The sequence below is a fragment of the Paenibacillus macerans genome (assembly GCF_050565405.1).
Taxonomy (GTDB): Bacteria; Bacillota; Bacilli; order Paenibacillales; family Paenibacillaceae; genus Fontibacillus; species Fontibacillus macerans_B.
This window is the reverse complement of the sequence record NZ_JBNYYG010000026.1, coordinates 1-14,903: the sequence shown is the minus strand read 5'-3', so window position 1 is coordinate 14,903 and position 14,903 is coordinate 1. Positions and strand designations below refer to the sequence as shown.

Annotated in this window: 16 protein-coding genes, 9 tRNA genes, 1 rRNA gene and 2 pseudogenes; 4 read left to right on the top strand and 24 right to left on the bottom strand. The window is 45.5% G+C overall.

What is annotated here, in order from left to right:
* Positions 1-18: 18 nt before the first annotated feature.
* The 9 genes and pseudogenes from arsC to ACQ4N8_RS16190 all read right to left on the bottom strand — a co-directional run bounded on the left by arsC (position 19) and on the right by ACQ4N8_RS16190 (position 6,666).
* Entirely contained in the window at positions 19-438 is a 420-nt protein-coding gene (gene arsC, locus ACQ4N8_RS16230) for an arsenate reductase (thioredoxin) (RefSeq protein ID WP_430705390.1), read from the bottom strand.
* Between the two features lie 13 nt (positions 439-451).
* Positions 452-1,513, bottom strand: coding sequence for an ACR3 family arsenite efflux transporter (gene arsB / locus ACQ4N8_RS16225; protein ID WP_430705389.1), 1,062 nt, complete (start codon positions 1,511-1,513; stop codon positions 452-454).
* Between the two features lie 96 nt (positions 1,514-1,609).
* Positions 1,610-1,936: an ArsR/SmtB family transcription factor gene (locus ACQ4N8_RS16220; protein WP_430705388.1), complete on the bottom strand. Its 327-nt coding sequence runs from the start codon at positions 1,934-1,936 to the stop codon at positions 1,610-1,612.
* A gap of 83 nt (positions 1,937-2,019) precedes the next feature.
* Positions 2,020-2,718: a response regulator transcription factor gene (locus tag ACQ4N8_RS16215; RefSeq protein ID WP_430705386.1), complete on the bottom strand. Its 699-nt coding sequence runs from the start codon at positions 2,716-2,718 to the stop codon at positions 2,020-2,022.
* Between the two features lie 2 nt (positions 2,719-2,720).
* Positions 2,721-2,885: pseudogene (locus ACQ4N8_RS16210) on the bottom strand (PhoU domain-containing protein); the annotation flags it as partial.
* A gap of 53 nt (positions 2,886-2,938) precedes the next feature.
* Positions 2,939-3,694: a phosphate ABC transporter ATP-binding protein PstB gene (pstB, locus tag ACQ4N8_RS16205; protein WP_430705385.1), complete on the bottom strand. Its 756-nt coding sequence runs from the start codon at positions 3,692-3,694 to the stop codon at positions 2,939-2,941.
* Positions 3,695-3,708: 14 nt separating this feature from the next.
* Complete coding sequence (pstA, locus tag ACQ4N8_RS16200) at positions 3,709-4,593, bottom strand: phosphate ABC transporter permease PstA (RefSeq protein ID WP_430705384.1); 885 nt, start codon at positions 4,591-4,593, stop codon at positions 3,709-3,711.
* Between the two features lie 2 nt (positions 4,594-4,595).
* Entirely contained in the window at positions 4,596-5,474 is an 879-nt protein-coding gene (gene pstC, locus ACQ4N8_RS16195; protein WP_430705432.1) for a phosphate ABC transporter permease subunit PstC, read from the bottom strand.
* A gap of 190 nt (positions 5,475-5,664) precedes the next feature.
* Complete coding sequence (locus ACQ4N8_RS16190) at positions 5,665-6,666, bottom strand: PstS family phosphate ABC transporter substrate-binding protein (RefSeq protein ID WP_430705383.1); 1,002 nt, start codon at positions 6,664-6,666, stop codon at positions 5,665-5,667.
* Between the two features lie 251 nt (positions 6,667-6,917).
* Here ACQ4N8_RS16190 and ACQ4N8_RS16185 point away from each other — a divergent pair, with 251 nt between their 5' ends.
* Positions 6,918-7,631 (top strand): response regulator transcription factor, encoded by a 714-nt coding sequence (locus ACQ4N8_RS16185; protein ID WP_430705382.1) that lies wholly within the window; start codon positions 6,918-6,920, stop codon positions 7,629-7,631.
* Here ACQ4N8_RS16185 and ACQ4N8_RS16180 read toward each other — a convergent pair.
* Complete coding sequence (locus ACQ4N8_RS16180) at positions 7,628-7,954, bottom strand: ArsR/SmtB family transcription factor (RefSeq protein WP_430705381.1); 327 nt, start codon at positions 7,952-7,954, stop codon at positions 7,628-7,630. The genes ACQ4N8_RS16185 and ACQ4N8_RS16180 overlap by 4 nt on opposite strands.
* Positions 7,955-8,176: 222 nt before the next feature.
* Here ACQ4N8_RS16180 and ACQ4N8_RS16175 point away from each other — a divergent pair, with 222 nt between their 5' ends.
* Genes ACQ4N8_RS16175 through ACQ4N8_RS16165 form a run of 3 tightly spaced genes read left to right on the top strand, consistent with a single transcriptional unit; the run spans position 8,177 to position 9,806 of the window.
* Positions 8,177-8,527, top strand: coding sequence for an ArsR/SmtB family transcription factor (locus ACQ4N8_RS16175; protein ID WP_316140952.1), 351 nt, complete (start codon positions 8,177-8,179; stop codon positions 8,525-8,527).
* 25 nt (positions 8,528-8,552) lie between these two features.
* Complete coding sequence (locus tag ACQ4N8_RS16170; protein WP_430705380.1) at positions 8,553-9,515, top strand: permease; 963 nt, start codon at positions 8,553-8,555, stop codon at positions 9,513-9,515.
* Between the two features lie 45 nt (positions 9,516-9,560).
* Entirely contained in the window at positions 9,561-9,806 is a 246-nt protein-coding gene (locus tag ACQ4N8_RS16165; protein WP_430705379.1) for a thioredoxin family protein, read from the top strand.
* A gap of 18 nt (positions 9,807-9,824) precedes the next feature.
* Here ACQ4N8_RS16165 and sufB read toward each other — a convergent pair.
* The 14 genes and pseudogenes from sufB to rrf form a co-directional block, all read right to left on the bottom strand.
* Positions 9,825-10,817: pseudogene (gene sufB / locus ACQ4N8_RS16160) on the bottom strand (Fe-S cluster assembly protein SufB); the annotation flags it as partial.
* Positions 10,818-10,858: 41 nt separating this feature from the next.
* Positions 10,859-12,142: a Fe-S cluster assembly protein SufD gene (gene sufD / locus ACQ4N8_RS16155; protein WP_430705431.1), complete on the bottom strand. Its 1,284-nt coding sequence runs from the start codon at positions 12,140-12,142 to the stop codon at positions 10,859-10,861.
* 44 nt (positions 12,143-12,186) lie between these two features.
* Positions 12,187-12,966: a Fe-S cluster assembly ATPase SufC gene (sufC, locus tag ACQ4N8_RS16150; protein ID WP_430705378.1), complete on the bottom strand. Its 780-nt coding sequence runs from the start codon at positions 12,964-12,966 to the stop codon at positions 12,187-12,189.
* Positions 12,947-13,468 (bottom strand): MarR family transcriptional regulator, encoded by a 522-nt coding sequence (locus ACQ4N8_RS16145; RefSeq protein ID WP_430705377.1) that lies wholly within the window; start codon positions 13,466-13,468, stop codon positions 12,947-12,949. The genes sufC and ACQ4N8_RS16145 overlap by 20 nt, the downstream gene beginning before the upstream one ends.
* A gap of 512 nt (positions 13,469-13,980) precedes the next feature.
* Positions 13,981-14,060: transfer RNA gene (locus tag ACQ4N8_RS16140), tRNA-Leu, on the bottom strand.
* A 7-nt stretch (positions 14,061-14,067) separates the two neighbouring features.
* Positions 14,068-14,141: transfer RNA gene (locus ACQ4N8_RS16135), tRNA-Arg, on the bottom strand.
* A 6-nt stretch (positions 14,142-14,147) separates the two neighbouring features.
* A tRNA-Gly gene (locus ACQ4N8_RS16130) sits at positions 14,148-14,222 on the bottom strand.
* Between the two features lie 16 nt (positions 14,223-14,238).
* Positions 14,239-14,314: transfer RNA gene (locus tag ACQ4N8_RS16125), tRNA-Lys, on the bottom strand.
* A gap of 27 nt (positions 14,315-14,341) precedes the next feature.
* A tRNA-Asp gene (locus ACQ4N8_RS16120) sits at positions 14,342-14,418 on the bottom strand.
* Between the two features lie 38 nt (positions 14,419-14,456).
* Positions 14,457-14,530: transfer RNA gene (locus tag ACQ4N8_RS16115), tRNA-Met, on the bottom strand.
* Positions 14,531-14,584: 54 nt separating this feature from the next.
* A tRNA-Val gene (locus tag ACQ4N8_RS16110) sits at positions 14,585-14,660 on the bottom strand.
* A 1-nt stretch (position 14,661) separates the two neighbouring features.
* Positions 14,662-14,736 (bottom strand) — tRNA-Glu (locus tag ACQ4N8_RS16105).
* A gap of 3 nt (positions 14,737-14,739) precedes the next feature.
* Positions 14,740-14,815 (bottom strand) — tRNA-Asn (locus ACQ4N8_RS16100).
* Positions 14,816-14,820: 5 nt separating this feature from the next.
* Positions 14,821-14,903, bottom strand: a 5S ribosomal RNA gene (gene rrf / locus ACQ4N8_RS16095); the annotation flags it as partial.

Here is a 14,903-nt window from a genome sequence, read left to right as displayed (position 1 = left end):
TCTCGGCTGCTTTGTTTATTACTCTCCGGTTTCAGCAAACTGCTTGATACGCGCGCCAATTTCATCGCGTACGCTTTGGAACACGGCCCATTTCTCTTCGTTCGTGCCTTGCGCTCTAGCCGGGTCATCAAATCCCCAATGCTCGCGTTTTACGTGCGGAGGGGTCATCGGGCAGCGATCTGCAGCGTCGCCGCACAAAGTGACGACCATATCGGCGTTGTTGAGCAAGTTCATGTCGATGATATCCGACGTTTGTCCGGAGATATCGATGCCAACCTCCTGCATCGCTTTAACCGCATTAGGGTTCAGTCCATGCGCTTCAATGCCTGCACTGAATACGTTCCATTGATCGCCCAGATATGTTTTGGCCCATCCTTCAGCCATTTGACTGCGGCAAGAGTTCCCTGTGCACAAGAAATAGATCGTTTTCTTTTCCATGATTCATTCTCCTTTATGGTTGGGTTAGTTCAGCATCAAAATACTTGCGTTTGAAGCGTAAAGCTACATTCACTAATGCGATCAACACCGGCACTTCCACCAGCGGTCCAATAACGGCCGCAAAGGCTACTCCTGAATCAAGGCCGAATACGCCGATCGCCACCGCAATGGCAAGTTCGAAATTGTTACTGGCTGCCGTAAACGACAGGGACGTGGCAACGGGATAGGATGTCCCTGATTTTTTGGAAAAGAAGAAGGACACTATGAACATCACCACAAAATAGATGATCATCGGAATCGCAATGCGTACAACATCCAGAGGCAGCGTTACGATCAGATCGGCTTTTAATGAGAACATGAGAATAATCGTGAACAATAAAGCGATCAGAGCAAGCGGACTGATTTTGGGAATTAGTACTTTTTCGTACCATTCCGAACCCTTTAATCGGATCCCAATCATGCGCGTCAATAATCCAGCCAGAAAGGGAATTCCTAAATAAATCAGTACACTCTCGGCAATTTGCCCCATGGAAATATTCACTTCAGCGCCTTGGACCCCAAACCAGCCGGGTAAGACCGTGATAAACACATAGCTAAATACCGAGTAGAACAGAATTTGAAAGATGGAGTTGAAAGCGACTAACCCTGCAGTGTACTCCGGATCTCCCTTAGCCAAATCACTCCAGACCAGTACCATGGCGATACATCTGGCCAAGCCGATCATAATGAGCCCAATCATGTACTCCGGCAAATCGCTCAGAAACAGGATCGCCAGGAAGAACATTAAGATCGGGCCGATAATCCAGTTTTGCACCAATGAGAGCAGTAATACCTTCCAGTCCTTGAAGACCCGTCCCAACTTCTCGTATTTGACTTTGGCCAGCGGCGGGTACATCATAACGATCAGGCCGACCGCAATCGGAATCGAGGTGGTTCCCACTTGCATCCGCGACAATATGTCCGCAAAATTAGGAATCAACGTTCCGAGGATCAGTCCAACTCCCATCGCCCCAAAAATCCAAAAGGTCAAATAACGGTCGAGAAAGGACAATCTTTTTGTTGCGCCTTGACTCATTTCGAGTTCCTCTCCTTTATTTCTGCCTTAAGAAAACTTTATCGAAATTATTATACACTTATATCGTTATATAAGTAAATAATAATATGTTTATGACTATTCGCAAGGTCCACGGCGCCCTTTTCCTTCTAATTTCCCGACTTTATTCTGCACGCTTGGTAATTGCTTTAATGCATAAGCAACAGAAGGTTGATTATCAAGGCGCAGCGAATAAAAAACCCATTGTCCTTTTTTGGTCTCGGAAACAAGCCCCCCAGCCTTTAATTTGCGCATGTGCTGACTCACGTTAGGCTGGGACATCTGTAACAGCTCAACCATTTCACAAACGCAAAGATCTTTTTCTTTCAAAAGAGCCAAGATCATTAACCGATTTCGATCACTCAACAATTTGTAAACGTCGGATGCTTCTTGGTAAGTGTCCATGATTCCCCTCCTCTTGGATTCCCTTCAAACACATGCATTATGAAATAATAATATCATTACTTAATTATATTGTCTGCAGCAATCTACTTTATGGTCAACTTATAACCGACGGAAGGAATCGTTTGGATTTCAATGAACGGAACCGCAACTTGCAGCTTCTTGCGAATGGCCGAAACCAGAAAGATGATCCGATTTGTTTTGTAAACGTAAGTTCCAAAAACAGCTTCCTGCAATTGCTGGGTGGAAAATACCGTCCCCGGTTCTTTTAACAGATGAAAAAGCAGCGAAAATTCATCCTTACGGAAGGCGATTCGATGATCCAAATAGGTGATTTCCCATCGTTTAGGGTAAACCTCGATGACGCCAAGACGAAACACCTCATCTTCTTGAACGGTGGAAAGAGGATAAAGTTCATTCTCCATTACCCGCCGCATAATAGCATTGATCCGAGCCATCAGTTCGGAGTAGCCAAAAGGTTTAAAAATCACATCCTCCGCTCCCATCGAAAGAGCACGAACAACTTCCTCTTCCTGGCTCCAATCACTAAGAAGGATGACAGGGAAATCCCCTATCTTGCTCAGCTTCGCCAATGTCCCCAACCCGTTATGAAGCGGACCGCCGACATTGAAAATCACGATTTCGAAGGAAATGGATAAAGCCGCCCGGGGGGCTTCCTTTATATTTTGGCACCACTCTACGGTGTTCCCTTGCCTCGTCAAACTATATCTAAGGAGCCTTCCAACGGTGAGATCCTCATCAATTAAAAGAATGGGGTAATTCATCGTTAAGGATTCAGTTCGGGACGTTGGCCGTTTACCAGAAAAACTACATTCTCGCCTATATTGGTTGCATGATCGGCAATCCTTTCAATGTAGCGGTAAACAAAAATTTCCGTTCGTTCCCCCATTTTCACCAGCAAGTTTTGAAGCTCCGCAAGTCCTTGATCCAACTCTTTGCGCCTCGTCATGGCTTGATCTCTCCCCTATAATGATAATCCAGGCATCAGCCGAACCTTCCCGAGATGTACTCCTCCGTCCTCTGCTTTTTGGGGCTTGTAAACAATCGTTCCGTTTCATTATATTCAACCACTTCACCGTTCAGAAAGAACACCGTTTGATCAGAGACTCTGGCAGCCTGATGCATATTGTGAGTCACCATCACGATCGTGTACTTTTCCTTCAGTTCATTGACCAGTTCTTCAATTTTCAAGGTTGAAACGGGGTCCAGTGCGGACGTTGCTTCGTCCATGAGCAGAATGGCCGGGTTTACCGCAAGAGCCCTGGCAATACAAAGCCGTTGCTGTTGTCCTCCTGACAGGCTATAGGCAGAGCGTTTCAAGTGATCTTTGACCTCATCCCACAATGCGGCTCCGCGAAGACTTTGTTCTACGATTTCGTCCAAGTCTAATTTTTTGGTGATTCCGTGAATTTTCGGGCCATATGCTACGTTTTCGTAGATGGATTTCGGAAAAGGATTCGGTTGCTGGAACACCATCCCTACCTTCTTGCGAAGCGTTTCGGCATCAAGGTCCCCTTGATACAGATCCACGCCTCCAATCCTGACCGAACCTTCTATTTTCACATCAGGGATCATATCGTTCATCCGGTTTAACGTACGAAGCAATGTGGATTTGCCACAGCCGGATGGGCCGATGAAAGCAGTTATTGTATTGGCCTGAATAGGCAAGTTAATATCCTTTAGCGCGTGATAAGTCCCATAGTGCAGATCAAGGTTTTGGATGTCTATAATGGCACTCATAATCCTTCCCCCGGTTAATTTTTATTCTGGTATTTATTTCGAATTAATACGGCTGATAAATTCATCAAAATCAGAAGAGCTAGCAGCACCATAATACCGGCAGCAGCCAACTCGTGGAATTCAACTTGGGGCCTTGCGATCCAATTATAAATTTGGATCGGTATGACGGTGAATTGATCCAGCGGATTATCCGGAAGAAATGCTACGAAAGTTAACGCACCAATCATAACAAGCGGCGCTGTCTCGCCAATCGCTCTCGACAGAGATAAGATCACTCCGGTCAAAATACCTGGAATTGCTGAAGGGAGCACGGCTCTCTGCACCGTCTGCCATTTATTCGCTCCCAGGGCGTACGAAGCATCTCTTCTGGATCTTGGTACGGCGCGAATCGCTTCTTGTGCAGACACAATGATGATAGGCAACACCAATAAGGCCATCGTTAGCGCACCGGACAAAATACTACGCCCCATCGCCAGAGGTTCAAATCCGCCGGCCCGAACGAATAGAGTCAAGCCAAGAATGCCATAAACGATGGAAGGCACGCCGGCCAAGGTACTGATATTGATTTGAATCAGCCTAGTCAGACGATTCTTCGGCGCATATTCTTCGAGATAAATTGCTGCCCCTACTCCGAAAATCAGAGCGACTGGAGCCATAATGACAACCATGTAGGCGGTTCCTACAAGCGCGGATAAGAGTCCGGCTTCCTTAGGACGCCGTGAAGGGAAATTCGTGAAAAATTGCGGCGATAAGGCATGAATGCCATCGATCACAACGTCAACGATCAAGGCCGTCAAGCAGACAATGCCAAATGAGGTGCAGACGATGAACAGCAAATGCAAGTAAAGGTCGGTTTTTCGGCGAGCCCGGTTAAGTCTTTGATTCTCCAGTTCAAACATGACTAATACTCCTCCTTAAAGCGTTTAGCCATATAGTGGGCAAAAATATTAAGCAGGAACGTGATCGCGAATAACGTCATCCCGACCGCAAAAATGGTTCCGTACTCAACCGATCCGTGCGGCGTATCTCCAAGACTCACCTGTACGATATAGGCCGTCATGGTTTGAATACTGTCCAGCGGATTTCCGGTTAATGTTGGGGTAGATCCGGCCGCTACCGTAACGATCATCGTTTCGCCAATCGCTCTGGAGAAGGCCAATACAAACGAAGCCACAATACCGGATAACGAAGCTGGCACGACAACTCTAAGAGCGACTTCAAGCTTTGTTGACCCTAGAGCGTAGGCTCCATCCCTAAGTGAACGCGGAACAGCCAACATAGCATCTTCGCTAAGCGAAGCAATCATGGGAATGATCATGATCCCTACCACGATACCCGCACTTAATGCGTTGAAAACAGGGACATCCTGACCAATGGTTTCACGAAACACCCACTGAATCATGGGTGTAACAAAGCTAAGCGCAAAGTATCCATAAACAATGGTCGGTACCCCCGCCAGAACTTCCAAAATGGGTTTGACGACCTTTCGAACTTTGCTTGGGGCGTATTCGCTGAGATAGATCGCACTCGCCAAACCGATAGGCATGGCTACGAGGCAGGCGATAACCGTAATCAGCAATGTACCGCTAAGTAATGGCAACACGCCGAATGATTTAGGTTCAATTAAAGGAGCCCATTTCGTAGAAGTGAAAAATTCTAAGGGCGATACAAGCCGAAAAAAATGGATGGTTTCGGACAAAAGCGTGTAGACAATAGCGATGGTCGTCAACACGGATACAGATGCAAATAGGAATAGCAACTTGGGTATAAACCAATTCATCAGTGATTCTCGTTCGTTTCTAAAGGATACGGTTGGTTTTACGGTTTTTGGTTCATGTTCAGCGCCCAAATGGATGACTCTCCTCACTTATAAAAATTCCTTTGGGATAGGGATGAAAACAAATCCCCCTTCAAAGGATAACCATAAAAATGAAGGGGGATCGTCCCGTAATGACTATTGGCTTTAATAATTATTTCAATTTAGCTTTTGATTCAGCTAACTTATCATCAGGAAGCGGTACATACCCTACCTCAGTCGCTAACTCACCCGCATGATCAACAAAGTAATTCACGAATTCTTTAACCTCAGGACGTTCATAAGAGCTCGTTTTGACGTAAATGAAAAGCGGTCTGCTCAATGGCGTGTAGGATCCATCCCGTACCGTCTCCACAGTAGGTTCGACAGCAGTACCATCCTCATTGACAATAGGAACCGAACGCAACTTGTCTTGGTTTTCTTCATAATAAGCCAACCCGAAATAACCCAATGCATTCTTATTTCCTGCAATACCTTGAACCAAGGCGTTGTCGTCTTCACTAAAAGAAACCTGATCATCATTACGGCTTGCTTGAGCCTCTCCATTTACGGCTTCGGTAAAATAATCAAAAGTACCGGAATCCGCGCCCGGGGAGAAAATATTGATCTTTTCATTTGGCCATTCCGGACGAACATCAGACCAGTTGACCACCGTACTTTCCGGTTTGAAAATCGCATTCAATTCTTCCACGGTCATTTGGTCTACCCAATCATTTTGCGGATTGACGATGACAGACAAACCATCATAAGCCACCATCAATTCGATATATTCAATTCCGGCAGCCTTAGCCGCTTCCGCTTCCGAGTCTTTAATCGGTCTTGAGGCATTACTGATATCGGTCTCGCCGGCAATAAATCGTTTAAAACCGCCGCCGGTTCCCGAAACCCCTACCGGAACCCGCACGTCGCTGTGCTCTTTACTAAATTCTTCGGCTACAGCTTCCGTTAATGGAAACACGGTGCTGGAACCGTCGATTTCAATTTGACCCGACAGTTTTGTCTCTCCTGCAGAATTCGATGGTGCCGCTGAACTTTTTTGTCCATTCGTTTCCGTGTTACCGGCTCCTTGATTAGCCTGATCATTGGATTGACCGCATGCCGCAAGCATACTCACGGTGGCAGTAATCAGCAAAATCATTAACCCTTTCTTCAACAACAAGACCCTCTCCCATTCAAATATAATTATGTTACGATGTGATCGTATATTTTGAATGTTTGAAGAATATTCTCGTTTTGTAATATCTATGTAAAATAAATAGTTTTCGTTTGATTTCCTAGAATATTTCTAAATTCATCTTGAATTTCATATAAGATAATGTTTATATGATTATGGCATAATACATTGAATAAATACACTGCTAAATGAAGATGTTGGGGGAAGCGTTATATGAAAAAGGAGGGAATCCCATGACTCATAGAGCCCTTATTATCCATGATGAAGCAATAACTGGTGAGTTCATCGCGCAAAAACTGGCCGAGAAAAATTACGTGCCTGAAGTTATCCCTAACGGAGAACTCGGCATTAACGATGCGTTGAATGCTTCCTTCGATCTTGTTATTCTCGACCTTATCAGGAATGGCGAAAAAAGCGGGCTTCAAATTTTGCGGACGATAAGACAAAAGAACAATCGAGTACCCGTTATCATTTTGTCGGATCAGAATCAGGAGAAGGTTATCGTTGAAGCTTTGGAGAGTGGGGCTGACGAGTTTGTAAGAAAGCCGTTTGGAATGGCGGAGTTTATGGCCCGAGTCGAAACCGTGATCCGAAGAACCCATAAAAATAAACGTCCGGAGCAATCTGCCTACTCCAGACGTTATTATCAAATCGGAGAATTAACGATTTCCCCGGATAAATATGAGGTTGAATCAAGCGGACAAATCATTGATCTAAACCCGAAGGAATTTCAGCTCTTGCATTTTCTTTCCCAACGAGCCGACTTGCCCTTATCGCGTAAAGTTCTTCTCGACTCCATATGGGGAACGGAGTACAAGGGTAGTCCACGAATCGTAAATGTTTATATCAGCTCACTGCGCAAAAAACTTGAGCCGCATCAAAACACGATACAAATTAAACGCGTTCAAGGTATCGGGTATAAACTGGTTTTATTGAACCGCAATTAATCACAAACCGAAGCGGCCGTTTGTTGGTCCAGCCAATCAATCATCGCGGCTTGGGAAGGAATATGATTCAAAACGTCTTTGACATAAGGCTTATCCTCAATCGTCAAAGAGTAATAGGTCCACTTCCCTCTTCTGATTTCGCTTACCAATCCCCCTGCCTTCATTTTACGCAAATGTTGGCTTATGCTTGGTTGTGACATCTGAAGGATATCCACAATGTTGCAAACACAAAGCTCCCTTTCTTTCAATAGTCCCAGGATCGTGAGTCTGGATTTATCTCCCAACAATTTAAAGGTCTCGGCCATTGTATCTAATGTATCCATGAGTGTTCCCCTCCAGAGATGGCGCTAATTTTCAAAAACACATATTTATATAATTGTATTATAATATAAGTTATTCTAAAAGTCTTTACTTGAATGCCCCTTCATGAAAGAGGCTTCAATGTTCTCAATTTTGTCAAGATATGTAGCGAATATCGCATTTCAAAACTAAAAAATTAGTTTTATAATTCAGTCATAGAAACAATGCGAATGGAGGTATACGTTATGGACCATGCAATGCAACAAGATTGGCGTCCCAGAAGTGATGATGAAATGGCCGCTGCGCTCAATAAATCGCTGGATGCCCTTCCTTTACTAAAGGATAAAGATAAATTAATCAATCGGGCTCAATTTTTTGCAGCCTTGGGCGATGAAACCAGACTAAAAATCATCGGCATTTTAAGAGTGCATGATTGCTGTCTTTGTGAGCTGGTTGCAGGATTAAATATTCCCTCTTCTACACTGAAACATCATCTACAATTTTTGGAACGTGGAGGTGTTGTCCGGTCCCGAAAAGAAAAAAAATACACCATTTTCTCTTTAGCCCCGGATCAAAATCTAGACGCCTATCTATAATTGTAGATTGAAAGTGAGATGAGTCATGATGTTTAATTGGTTAGATTTTTTGATCCGCTGGCTCGTAGAATCTGTCTTTGGTGTTTCCATGGATACGAGATTAGGATCCAGTATCCATTTCTTTTTCTTTGATACGATAAAAATCTTGATTTTACTTGGAATCATGATTTTCCTTATTACTTATTTACGCAGTTATTTTCCTCCAGAACGCACCAAGAAAATATTGGAGCGATTTGGAGGAATAAAGGGCAATATTATGGCTTCCTTACTTGGAACCGTAACGCCATTTTGCTCTTGTTCTTCTGTACCGATTTTTATCGGTTTTGTAGAAGCCGGCATTCCACTTGGAGTGACTTTCTCCTTTCTTATTACATCACCGATTGTTAATGAGGCTGCTTTCGCTGTGTTGGTAGCTTCATTTGGCTGGAAAATTGGCTTGATTTATGTTGTTTTAGGTGTATTGGTTGGTGTTATTGGAGGAATGATTATAGGTGCCTTGCATATGGAAAAACAGGTGGAAGAATACGTATATCAGGTAAGCGCTACTAGAGAAATGGAAATTTATCGGCCGTCGATTAAAGAGAGAGTTCGGATGTCTTGGGATAGCGTTAAGGATATTATACGGCGAGTTTGGATCTATTTATTGATCGGAATTGGGATTGGCGCCTTTATTCATGGTTGGGCTCCTTCAGAACTATTGGGAGAAATTGCAGGACCAAACAACCCGTTTGCTGTTGTTATCGCCGTTATTGCAGGAATCCCCCTCTACTCTAATGCGCTAGGTACCATTCCGATCGCTGAAGCATTAATTCAAAAAGGCGTTGGAATGGGAACAGCACTGGCCTTTATGATGGCGGTCACGGCCTTGTCCTTGCCGGAGATAATTTTGCTTCGCAAAGTCATCAAACCCAAACTCATTGGCGTTTTCACTTTGATTACTGGCATAGCGATTATCGTTGTTGGCTATTTGTTTAATATTTACGTTTAACTTTTCGTTTAGCTATACTAAAACAAAGCAATTGGAGGATGAATGATGATGATGATTAAGATTTTGGGTTCTGGATGTGCCAACTGTAAAAAACTAGAAGAACATGCCCGTGAAGCGGTGATACAGCTCGGAATCGAGGCAAGCTTCGATAAGGTTCAGGACTTTAAAGATATCGCGTCTTATGGTGTTATGAAAACACCGGCTCTAGTTATTGACGATCAAGTAAAAATAATGGGAAGAGTCGCTTCGGTAGATGAGATCAAGAGATTGCTGCAAATGTCCCTGATTTAGAAATTTGTTTACTCAATTCAATTTCGCGCCGGCATCCTGATGCTGATCTTTACCAGCTACGGCAATGGAAAGGATGGACCCCTTGGCTCCTCTTCCTTTCAATATTACAGCCGGATACTTCATTGTTACCTTGGAGCCGATGTTGCCGTCCACCCATTCCATTGTGGCGTTTTCCTCTGCCACAGCCCTTTGGGTTACCAAGTTGTAGATATTAGGAGCCCAATTCTGAATTGTCGTGTAACGAACACGGGAATCTTTCCGGCAAATAATTTCAATAACTCCGCTATGCAGAGAACTGGTACTATAAATAGGTGCTGTACATCCTTCAACATAATGGACGAAGCTTCCCTCTTCGGCAATAATTAATGTCCGCTCGAATTGGCCCATATTTTCGGAATTAATACGGAAATACCCTTGTATCGGAACCTCACACTGAACGCCCCGCGGAATGTATACAAAGCTGCCGCCCGACCAAACCGCACTGTTAAGCGCTGCAAATTTATTGTCAGCGGGCGGGATGATCGTTCCGAAATATTGCTTGAACACTTCAGGATATTGCTTTAAGGCCGTATCCGTATCAAGGAAAATAACGCCCTGCTCCTCCAGCTCCTTCTGCATACTGTGATAGATGACTTCCGACTCGTATTGAGCGGATACGCCTGCCAGGAACTTTTGCTCCGCTTCAGGAATCCCCAGCTTATCAAAGGTGGCTTTGATCTCGGAAGGAACCTCCTCCCAGGTCTTTCCCTGCTTTTCAGAAGGACGAACGTAATATTGGATGTCATCCAGATTTAGCCCGGCCAAATCCGCTCCCCATTGGGGCAACGGCATTTTGTAGAATTGTTTCAAAGCTTTCAGCCGAAAATCGAGCATCCATTCCGGTTCTTCCTTGATTCGGGATATTTCCCGGACAATCTCTTCAGTCAGACCTTTTCCGGATTGAAAAATAGACTGGTGCCCGTCGCGAAACCCGTATTTATATTCGCCCATATCCGGCGCTTTTTTAGCCATTAGTAACACTCCTTTTAACTTTCCAGGACTCATTTGATTTGCTAGGATCTGCCGAGCTTGCTCTCCACCAAATCTTGCAGACGACCGCGAACTGCCTCCAGCGGGATTTCCGAAATGACAGGCGCGAGGAATCCGAAAATAACAAGATATTCGGCTTCACTCCGTGATATCCCGCGCGACATCAGATAATAGATTTGTTCCGCATTGACCTGCCCCACGGATGCAGCATGGCCGGCGGTTACATCATCCTCATCGATCAGCAGGATCGGATTGGCATCGCCGCGCGCTTTAGGACTTAACATAAGCACGCGTTCGGTTTGCTGACCATCGCAATGGGTTGCGCCTTTTTCAATCTTTGTAATTCCGTTGATAATGGCGGTAGCTTCATCAAGCATGACGGCACGCGTAATCATCTGACTCACCGAGCTTCTGCCAAAATGCCGGGCTTGCGTTGTGTAGCTCGATTTTTGAATGCCCGTGCCAATCGCAATCACCTTCGTGTCGGATACCGACCCATTGCCTTGAAGCAATGTCTTGGTATCGCTGGCGGTATAACCCTTATTCATTTCGCCGATAATCCATTCCACCGCCCCATCGGCAAGAACAACCGCCCGCCGCTCGGTGAAATCCGTTGTTGCTACAGCAAGCTGATGAACCGAAGCGACTTGCACCTTAGAGCCCGCTCCCGCAAAGACCTCAACCACACCGTTATGCAATGCCTTGACATCATCCCCGCTCGACAAACAATGATCCACATAAATGATCTTGCTGTTGCTCCCGGCCACAATTAAGACGTGAGGAGCGAAACGCACCCCGCTTGTATCGTTAAGAAAGATCGTTTGAATCGGCGCTTCAACCTCGACACCGTCCGGGACATATAGAAAAACGCCACCACTCCATAAGGCGCTGTGTGCAGCTGATAAACGATGCTCTTCCGGCTTCACTGCCTGATAGAGATAACGTTGAACCAATTCCTCATGCTCTTTTGCCGCAGTGTGCAAGTTCGTTAAAATAACTCCTTGGGCGGCTAAGCTCTCGGACAATTCCGTATACACTACATCCGAATTGACCTGAACGATCAGTCCCCCTTTCACTGGAGAAGCAACCAAACCTCGAACAACCTCCGGCGCATCTTCCAAACATGACCACGGATTCTCCGCTTTGTAATCTCCTGTTTCGTAGATATCCCATTTCTCAAGTTTAGTTTTCTCCACTTTAGGCAGCTCCAGCGTCCCTGCCAGCTTGAGTGCCTGAATTCGACGTTCAAGCAGCCAATGAGGCTCACCTATAGCACTTGACCAAGCGCGTAAAGCGTTCGCGTTCATTAAATTTATGGCTTGTGTCCCCACTTGCTTTTCCTCCTCAGCTTTTAAACTTCTTCTGCGACCGTCTCATCCGTAATCCCAAGCTCCTCTTTTACCCAATCGTACCCTTCAGCCTCCAAACGATGGGCAAGCTCCGGGCCGCCGGATTTGACAATTCGACCTTGCATCATGACATGCACAAAATCCGGGGTGATATAATTCAACAGGCGTTGATAATGGGTGATGATTAAAAAACCTCGATCCGGGCTGCGCATCTCATTTACACCATTCGCCACAATACGCAGGGCATCAATATCAAGCCCGGAATCCACTTCGTCCAGAATCACAAACTTGGGTTCAAGCAGCATCATTTGCAAAATTTCATTTCGCTTTTTTTCGCCGCCGGAAAATCCCTCATTCAAATAACGATGCGCGAATTCCGGATTCATCTCCAGCCCTTTCATTTTGCTCTCCATTTCACGGATAAAACGGATTAAGGAGATCTCCTCACCTTCTTCACGCCGTGCATTGATGGCACTTCTGAGAAAGTCCGAGTTCGTTACGCCGGCAATTTCACTAGGGTATTGCATCGCGAGAAACAAGCCCGCCCGGGCACGCTCATCCACTTCCATCTCCATAAGGTCTTCATTGTCCAATGTCACCTTGCCATCCGTAACTTCGTATTTGGGATGGCCCATTAAGGCCGAAGCCAATGTGCTTTTTCCCGTCCCATTAGGCCCCATAATCGCATGAATCTCTCCGCCATGAATCTCCAATGTGAGCCCTTTTAAAATCTCTTTCCCTTCAATCTTGGATCTTAAATCCTCAATCTTTAAGGTCGTCATTCTCCCTAACTTCCCTTCCGTAGAGTTTTTCGGCACGCGCCAGCAAATCACTCATAAATTTTCCGATCGTCTGTAACTCCGTCTCAGAATAGGATTCGATAAATTGGTAAAAATTTTCTTCTTTCTCTTGATGCAGCTTTTTATGCAAATGATAAACACGTCTTCCCTTATCCGTTAAGCTAAAATAAATCTCCTTCCGATTGTTGTTCAGTTGACTTTTCATAATAAAGTCCGTTTCCAGCAGCTTTGAACAAATATTAGTAATGCTTGCTTTGGACAAATCCATTTTCTTCACAATTCCGGTATGGTTTATAGGTTCATAATCACCGATGCAATCGATAACGTGTACACTTGTAATATTGTTAGAAAGCATGTCGATCTGGTGCTCTTTGGCTTGTTGCCGAAACATGTCAATTTCATGTTCAGTATACAACTCGTTCAGATGCAGCATTTTTATATACTGCTCGTAAAGATGACCTTTAAAATCATTTTGAAACTCCAATTTCGCAATCCCCCTCTCTTGTAGTTAGCAGACCAAGTTCAGTGACAGCACCAGACTGCGATCCTTTTTTGTTCAGTACTGAACAAAATTTATATTAGCACAACCGATAATGATAATCAATATCATTTGCATATAATGTGACGAGATTCTTTCGTTTGTCTTCCGGACGTAATATCCAAGAGAGCACACGCAGCCGCAGGAAACAGGTCACGGGAAGTATGGATCATTATCCAGGAACTCATCCGACCGTAATCGTGAAACGGAAAGGGGCACGCTGATAAGAAGCAAACGCTTAAACGGGAGCTTGCGAAGATTCAGGTGATGGATCGAATGCAGGGACTGTCGCGGGAAAAAATTATGGTAATTCTACAACAGAAAAAGGACCAACTCCTCCCCGGTAATGAAACCGAAAAGAAATTGATCCTCCAAAAGTGCGTAGAGAAAATTGTCATCCTGTATAAAGTTGAAGGTGAGACCTTTCATGTCGATCTCACAGTTAGGCTTAAGAATGATGCCGGTGAAGGGACTCGAACCCCCACGGTTTCCCTCACGATTTTGAGTCGCGCGCGTCTGCCAATTCCGCCACACCGGCAAAGAAACGCGCCCTAAGAGATTCGAACTCCTGACCTTTTGATTCGTAGTCAAACGCTCTATCCAGCTGAGCTAAGGGCGCATAATATGGAGCGGACGACGGGAATCGAACCCGCGACCCTCGCCTTGGCAAGGCGATGCTCTACCGCTGAGCCACGTCCGCATAACAAAAATGAAACTGGTGAGCCATGAAGGACTCGAACCTTCGACACCCTGATTAAAAGTCAGGTGCTCTACCAACTGAGCTAATGGCTCGTACAATGAAGCAACGAAGAAGATAAATGGCGGAGCCGACGGGATTCGAACCCGCGGTCTCCTGCGTGACAGGCAGGCATGTTAGGCCTCTACACCACGGCTCCACACTAGAGTATTGCAGGATCCCCGAAGTTGGGGATAATTGCGGGGGCAGGATTTGAACCTGCGGCCTTCGGGTTATGAGCCCGACGAGCTACCGGGCTGCTCCACCCCGCGTCAGTAAAAAGGTTTTATTCAGACTCAACTTCACTTTTTGGGGTGAAGTTTATATGGTGGAGGCTGAGGGGATCGAACCCCCGACCCTCTGCTTGTAAGGCAGATGCTCTCCCAGCTGAGCTAAGCCTCCATGGTGACCCGTAGGGGATTCGAACCCCTGTTACCTCCGTGAAAGGGAGGTGTCTTAACCCCTTGACCAACGGGCCTTATGGCTCCCCGAACAGGACTCGAACCTGTGACAACTCGATTAACAGTCGAGTGCTCTACCAACTGAGCTATCAGGGAATATTGCTTGGCGGCGTCCTACTCTCCCAGGACCCTTCGGTCCAAGTACCATCGGCGCTGGAGGGCTTAACGGTCGTGTTCGGGATGG

What these genes read in the sequence shown, in the direction of transcription:
- arsC (WP_430705390.1), bottom strand. Translation starts at nt 438, where the DNA reads ATGGAAAAGAAAACGATCTATTTCTTGTGCACAGGGAACTCTTGCCGC.
- arsB (WP_430705389.1), bottom strand. Translation starts at nt 1,513, where the DNA reads ATGAGTCAAGGCGCAACAAAAAGATTGTCCTTTCTCGACCGTTATTTG.
- ACQ4N8_RS16220 (WP_430705388.1), bottom strand. Translation starts at nt 1,936, where the DNA reads ATGGACACTTACCAAGAAGCATCCGACGTTTACAAATTGTTGAGTGAT.
- ACQ4N8_RS16215 (WP_430705386.1), bottom strand. Translation starts at nt 2,718, where the DNA reads ATGAATTACCCCATTCTTTTAATTGATGAGGATCTCACCGTTGGAAGG.
- pstB (WP_430705385.1), bottom strand. Translation starts at nt 3,694, where the DNA reads ATGAGTGCCATTATAGACATCCAAAACCTTGATCTGCACTATGGGACT.
- pstA (WP_430705384.1), bottom strand. Translation starts at nt 4,593, where the DNA reads ATGTTTGAACTGGAGAATCAAAGACTTAACCGGGCTCGCCGAAAAACC.
- pstC (WP_430705432.1), bottom strand. Translation starts at nt 5,474, where the DNA reads ATGAATTGGTTTATACCCAAGTTGCTATTCCTATTTGCATCTGTATCC.
- ACQ4N8_RS16185 (WP_430705382.1), top strand. Translation starts at nt 6,918, where the DNA reads ATGACTCATAGAGCCCTTATTATCCATGATGAAGCAATAACTGGTGAG.
- ACQ4N8_RS16180 (WP_430705381.1), bottom strand. Translation starts at nt 7,954, where the DNA reads ATGGATACATTAGATACAATGGCCGAGACCTTTAAATTGTTGGGAGAT.
- ACQ4N8_RS16175 (WP_316140952.1), top strand. Translation starts at nt 8,177, where the DNA reads ATGGACCATGCAATGCAACAAGATTGGCGTCCCAGAAGTGATGATGAA.
- ACQ4N8_RS16170 (WP_430705380.1), top strand. Translation starts at nt 8,553, where the DNA reads ATGATGTTTAATTGGTTAGATTTTTTGATCCGCTGGCTCGTAGAATCT.
- ACQ4N8_RS16165 (WP_430705379.1), top strand. Translation starts at nt 9,561, where the DNA reads ATGATGATGATTAAGATTTTGGGTTCTGGATGTGCCAACTGTAAAAAA.
- sufD (WP_430705431.1), bottom strand. Translation starts at nt 12,142, where the DNA reads ATGAACGCGAACGCTTTACGCGCTTGGTCAAGTGCTATAGGTGAGCCT.
- sufC (WP_430705378.1), bottom strand. Translation starts at nt 12,966, where the DNA reads ATGACGACCTTAAAGATTGAGGATTTAAGATCCAAGATTGAAGGGAAA.